This window comes from Microbulbifer taiwanensis, from assembly GCF_014904815.1.
GTDB lineage: Bacteria > Pseudomonadota > Gammaproteobacteria > Pseudomonadales > Cellvibrionaceae > Microbulbifer > Microbulbifer taiwanensis.
In genome coordinates this window covers 1-968 of record NZ_JACZFR010000101.1, presented here as the reverse complement: position 1 = coordinate 968, position 968 = coordinate 1, and the positions used below count along the sequence as shown (strand labels likewise).

Below are 968 nucleotides of genomic sequence, written 5' to 3'. Positions count from 1 at the left end.
CTCAAACAAGAAGGTGACCTGTGATACAAGGGCTTTCTCTCTCCCGCCAAGAAGTGAGAAACCCCTATGAAGTACCAACAGATCACCTCTGATGAGAGGTATACCCTGTCTCTGCTGCGGTTACAAGGCTTTGGAGCAGCCAGAATTGCCGAAATTTTAGGCAGGCATAGGAGCACCATATATCGTGAACTGAAGCGCAACAGCTGCCACCGCACGGATGGTGCCTACCGGCATAGCAAAGCCGACAGCAGAGCCCGTGGGCGGCGCAGCAGGTCCAGACGGAATAAACGCTACCAAGGCCACCACTTCAAGCTAGTACGCCGCTTACTCCGCAAGAAGTGGAGCCCTGAGCAGATCTCAGGAACGTTTAGAGAGGAAGGTAAGCGCTGCCCCTCTCATGAGATGATCTACCAGTATGTATGGCAGGATAAGGCTAACGGCGGCAACCTATGGAAGCACCTGCGATGTGCGCACAAGCGACGCCGTAAGCGCTACAGAAGCTACGATAGCCGCGGACGTATGGCTTTCAAACGCCATATTTCGGAGCGCCCTGCGAGCGTAGAAACACGGCGCTACAAGGGCAACTGGGAGATTGATACGGTCATGGGAAAAACAACTACCGACTGTATTGTGACGCTGCTTGAGCGAAAAACAGGCTATTGCATGATCGGCAAGCTCAAGGACCGCACCACCAAAACGCTCAACAAACGAACACTGAAACTCATAGCCCGCGATCCCACTGCTTTCAAAACAATCACCGCAGACAATGGCACGGAGTTTCACCAATACATGGACATAGAAAACGAAACCAACGTGAAGTTTTACTTTGCTACCCCGCACCACTCCTGGGAGCGTGGCAGCAACGAAAATCTTAACGGCCTGATAAGACAATACCTCCCGAAGGGACAAACGATGATGGGGCTGACGCAGCAACAATGCGATGACATTGCACGAAAGCTCAACACCCG

Annotated in this window: 1 protein-coding gene; it reads left to right on the top strand. The window is 52.6% G+C overall.

The features are described 5' to 3' along the window. Positions 1-66: 66 nt before the first annotated feature. On the top strand, positions 67-968 hold a 902-nt coding region (locus tag IG627_RS20655; RefSeq protein ID WP_193195210.1), incomplete at its 3' end, for an IS30 family transposase.